We start from the raw sequence: 3,988 nt of genomic DNA, 5'->3' as shown, positions 1-3,988 counted from the left end.
CAAATCCACACAAGGACAACCAGTCGGCGTCAGTCGAGGTCAGAGTCAGACCGCCACCGGCAGTGACGCACCCCCATGCTCTCTGTCCAGATCGCAGCGGTGGGCGGGTTGGTCGCAGCCGGGCCAGCGGCAGGTCAAATCCCGGCAGCGCACAAAGGCGGCCAGCGCTTGCGATGGGGTGTAGCGGGGTTCGGGTGGGGCGTCGCCGGGGTGGACCAGCGGTATTAGCTTGGCTGAGGCGGCCAGCTCCGTGAGGAGTTCTGGTGGGATGAGCCCGTCGGCGCCCACCTCGGATGCTGGCGCCACGCTGCTGCCGGTGAGGGTGGCGTGCTCGGCGATTACATGGATCAGCACCGGGGAGGCGGCGGGTCGCTTTGCGGCGGAGCAGTCGCGGCGCCCGCAGCGGCAGCCCAGCCGATCCGCCCCGGCGGCCAGTGCGCCCAACCCATCGGCGCGGCGCTGGTCACGGTTGCGGGGATCGTGCTCACAAACGGTGGACGCCATCGCGGTTAACCGCTTGTCCAAGGCATGGGCGTCGGGGGTGAGCAGGCTGCCGTGGATCTCGGTAATACCGCCGGCCAGATCGGTGAACCACACCTCGCGCTGGGGCAAGCGTTCGTTGCGCCGCCGCACTGCATCGGCGTCGGCGGTGGCCACGACTTTGTCGATCTGGCCCGCCAACCGGGCCCGGGTCATCGATGGCCAACGCGGCACCGCGACGGCCAGCTGGGCATCCACCGCCGGCAACACGTCGGGGTCGGTGATCAGATCGGTGCGATACACGATGGTTGCGAACATCCGAAAGTCGATATCGCCGGCGGCAAATACCTCGCCGATTTTGGGCAGGCGTTCGCGCATGGCCCGGGCATAGCGCAGTCGGCTAGCGGCGAGGGCCTGGCTGATCCGCAGCGCCGCGGCTACCTCGGCGGCCAGCGCTTCCTCGGTGTCCACGGCCCATTCTTCGGTGTCCGAGCAGCGCGAGAGCCGGTAGCCGAACAACTCCCCGATCGCGGCGAGCTGCGCGGCTGCCGCCTGGTTCTCCGCCCGCGTGGCCGCGCAGATCCGATCCAGCAGCGCCGCCGATACCGATGTGGTCGAGGGATGACGACGCTCAAACAGGTCATCAAGCCGGGCAATCGCCTCCGGCGAGGACTTGCGCGCCGATCCTTCGTCGAACATGTGTTCGATTATGTCACGCCGGTCCGACATTGAAACGATCGCAGCCACTAAGCCTGAATTTCGGCAGTCACCGCGCCGGTGACCCGGACCAGATCGTCGGGAGCGACTGCAACGTGCCACCCGCGCCGGCCCGCGCTGCAATACACCCGGTCCCAGGCCAGCGCGCCGGAGTCGACCACGGTCGGCAGTGGCGCGCGCTGCCCGAACGGCGAAACAGCGCCGAGCACATAGCCGGTGACTCGTTGGGCTGCAGCGGGGTCGGCCATGCTGGCTTTGGTCACCCCCAGCGCGGCGGCGGCCGCCTTGAGCGACAACTTCGACGACGCCGGCAGTATCGCGACGGCGAGCCCGTCGGGCACTGCGATGATCAAGGTCTTATAAATCTGCTCAGCCGCGATGCCGCCGGCCTTGGTCAGCGCGTGGACCGCTTCGATGCCGAACGAGTGTTGGCGGGGATCGTGACCGTACTTGACGACCTCATGCGGCACACCGGCAGCGATCAGAGCCGCAAGAGCCGGTGTCGCAGCCCCGGGCACGTTAGGCCTGCTTGTACCCCGGCGGGTTGACGCCGTCCACCCAGAAGTCGACGCCGAGCTTGCCGCCCGGGATGCAGTCGTACGCCGACAAGTCGGTGACGCCGGATTCCACCAGCACGTCCTCGCACAACAACGTGTTGCCGGTGTACTCGCGGGAGGGCTTGTTGAGGATGACGTAGGCGGCGTCGGAGTACACCTCGGGCTTGCGGGCGCGGCTCATCGCCTCGTCACCGCCGAGCAGGTTCTGCACGGCGGCGGTGGCCACCAGCGTGCGCGGCCACAGGGTGTTCGACGCGATGCCCTCGTCGCGCAACTCCTCGGCCATGCCCAGCGCGCACAGCGTCATACCGAACTTGGCCATCATGTAGGCCGTCGGCTTCAACCACTCCTTTCCGAGCAGCACCGGCGGCGACAGCGTCAGGATGTGCGGGTTCTCCCGGCCCTTCAGGTGCGGGATACACGCCTGAGACACCGCGTACGTGCCGCGCACCTGGATGCCGTTCATCAGGTCGAACCGTTTCATCGGCACCTCGGTGATGGACCCCAGGTTGATTGCCGACGCGTTGTTCACGCAGATGTCGATACCGCCGAACTGCTCGACGGCCTTGGCCACCGCGGCCTCGACCGAATCCGGGTCGCGGACGTCCCCGACGATGGGCAGCGCCTGGCCGCCGGCCTCTTCGAGCTCCTTCGCGGCGGTGAACACCGTGCCCGGCAGCTTGGGATGCGGCTCGGCGGTCTTGGCGATCAGCGCGATGTTGGCGCCGTCCTGGGCGGCCCGCTTGGCGATGGCCAGGCCGATTCCGCGGCTGGCACCCGAGATGAACATGGTCTTGGCTTTCAGCGACATGAGCGTCACAGTAACGCTGCTCACAACCAGCCTGAATCGGCGGCCCGGATTGAATCGCCGCCGGAGGCGGAAATAGACCGGAAATAGCGCGACGATTATTGCTGTTACGTGATGCGAAGCAGACACTGTCGGTCGCAGCCTTTAGATTGGGGAAGGGGGAGTCGGGTGTCAACGGCGACGAGCCTTATTGGCGAAGAGCAGTTGGCCGGGTGCCAGACGGGTCCGGTGTTGATGGACCTGTTCACCGGCATCGCGACAGAAGGGACCGCGTTACTCAACATGGCCGACATCGATGGCGCGACCGAGTCGGAGGCAGCTGGGACTCCAGCGGCCCCAGAAGCCCCCGAGGTCTCGGACGCCCCTGGGCGGAGCCGCTCGAATGGAACTGACGCGGAGCTGACCGCGCGTTTCGAGCGCGACGCGATTCCGCTGCTGGATCAGCTATACGGCGGCGCGCTGCGGATGACCCGGAATCCGGCCGATGCCGAGGATTTACTCCAAGAAACCATGGTCAAGGCCTACGCGGGATTTCGCTCGTTCAAAGAGGGCACAAATCTCAAGGCGTGGCTCTACCGCATCCTGACCAACACCTACATCAACAGTTACCGCAAGAAGCAGCGACAGCCGGCGCAGTATCCCACCGAGGAGATCACCGACTGGCAATTGGCGGCCACCGCCGAGCACTCTTCGACCGGCTTGCGCTCTGCCGAGGTTGAGGCGCTCGAGTCGTTGCCGGACACCGAAATCAAAGAGGCGCTGCAGGCATTACCCGAAGAGTTTCGGATGGCGGTGTACTACGCAGACGTGGAGGGTTTCCCGTACAAGGAGATCGCCGAGATCATGGATACACCGATCGGGACGGTGATGTCGCGACTGCATCGCGGCAGGCGCCAACTGCGCACCTTGCTGACCGATGTGGCCAAAGATCGGGGTTTCATCCGCGGCGATCAAGCGCCCGAGGAGGTGTCGTCGTGACTGAGTTCTCGCCCGGTGACCTCCCAGCAGGTGCTGACCCCCGCATCAAGGCCGAGTGCGCCGAACTGGTTGCGATGGTATGGGAGTTCATCGACGGTGAATGCAACCCCGAGGTCCGAGAGAAGCTCCGCAAGCATCTCGACGAATGCCCGCCGTGTGAACACTTGCACGAGCTAGAGGAGCGTCTCAAGATCTTGATCGGTACGAAGTGCCGCGGCGAGAAAGCTCCCGAGGGTCTTCGTGAGCGGCTACGGCTCGAGATCAGCCGGACCACGATCATCCGCCGATAGCGTCGAACGGCCTAACGCACGGGAAGCGGGGGCGTCCCCCAACGCCCCCGCAAGCGGGTGATTCCCGTACCGCCCCGTCTAGCAGTTGGGGCGCTTACCGTGATTGGCCTTGCTGTACTTGCGGTCTTTCTTCTTGCGGCCACGCTTGGCCATAACTG

At 65.8% G+C, this 3,988-nt stretch carries 5 protein-coding genes and 1 pseudogene; 2 read left to right on the top strand and 4 right to left on the bottom strand.

Annotated features, from left to right (window positions below):
* Positions 1-84: 84 nt before the first annotated feature.
* The 3 genes and pseudogenes from WAN71_RS12220 to WAN71_RS12210 form a co-directional block, all read right to left on the bottom strand.
* Positions 85-1,179: pseudogene (locus tag WAN71_RS12220) on the bottom strand (13E12 repeat family protein); the annotation flags it as partial.
* Positions 1,180-1,226: 47 nt separating this feature from the next.
* The gene (locus WAN71_RS12215) at positions 1,227-1,715 is read right to left on the bottom strand and encodes a YbaK/EbsC family protein (protein WP_422225574.1); all 489 of its coding nucleotides are present in this window, start codon (positions 1,713-1,715) and stop codon (positions 1,227-1,229) included.
* A gap of 1 nt (position 1,716) precedes the next feature.
* Positions 1,717-2,565, bottom strand: coding sequence for an SDR family oxidoreductase (locus WAN71_RS12210; RefSeq protein WP_422225573.1), 849 nt, complete (start codon positions 2,563-2,565; stop codon positions 1,717-1,719).
* Between the two features lie 279 nt (positions 2,566-2,844).
* Here WAN71_RS12210 and WAN71_RS12205 point away from each other — a divergent pair, with 279 nt between their 5' ends.
* Together WAN71_RS12205 and rsrA are read left to right on the top strand one after the other, a co-directional pair.
* Positions 2,845-3,540 (top strand): sigma-70 family RNA polymerase sigma factor, encoded by a 696-nt coding sequence (locus tag WAN71_RS12205; protein WP_422225576.1) that lies wholly within the window; start codon positions 2,845-2,847, stop codon positions 3,538-3,540.
* Complete coding sequence (rsrA, locus tag WAN71_RS12200) at positions 3,537-3,830, top strand: mycothiol system anti-sigma-R factor (protein ID WP_422225572.1); 294 nt, start codon at positions 3,537-3,539, stop codon at positions 3,828-3,830. Before WAN71_RS12205 ends, rsrA begins: the two co-directional genes overlap by 4 nt.
* Positions 3,831-3,908: 78 nt before the next feature.
* On the opposite strand, the gene WAN71_RS12195 is transcribed toward rsrA, so the two are convergent.
* Complete coding sequence (locus WAN71_RS12195) at positions 3,909-3,983, bottom strand: 50S ribosomal protein bL37 (RefSeq protein ID WP_422225575.1); 75 nt, start codon at positions 3,981-3,983, stop codon at positions 3,909-3,911.
* Between the last annotated feature and the right edge of the window lie 5 nt (positions 3,984-3,988).

Origin of the sequence: Mycobacterium sp. (genome assembly GCF_049280035.1) — a bacterium.
Lineage (GTDB): Bacteria > Actinomycetota > Actinomycetes > Mycobacteriales > Mycobacteriaceae > Mycobacterium.
This window is presented reverse-complemented; position numbering and strand designations above follow the sequence as displayed.

What these genes read in the sequence shown, in the direction of transcription:
- WAN71_RS12205 (WP_422225576.1), top strand. Translation starts at nt 2,845, where the DNA reads ATGGCCGACATCGATGGCGCGACCGAGTCGGAGGCAGCTGGGACTCCA.
- WAN71_RS12210 (WP_422225573.1), bottom strand. Translation starts at nt 2,565, where the DNA reads ATGTCGCTGAAAGCCAAGACCATGTTCATCTCGGGTGCCAGCCGCGGA.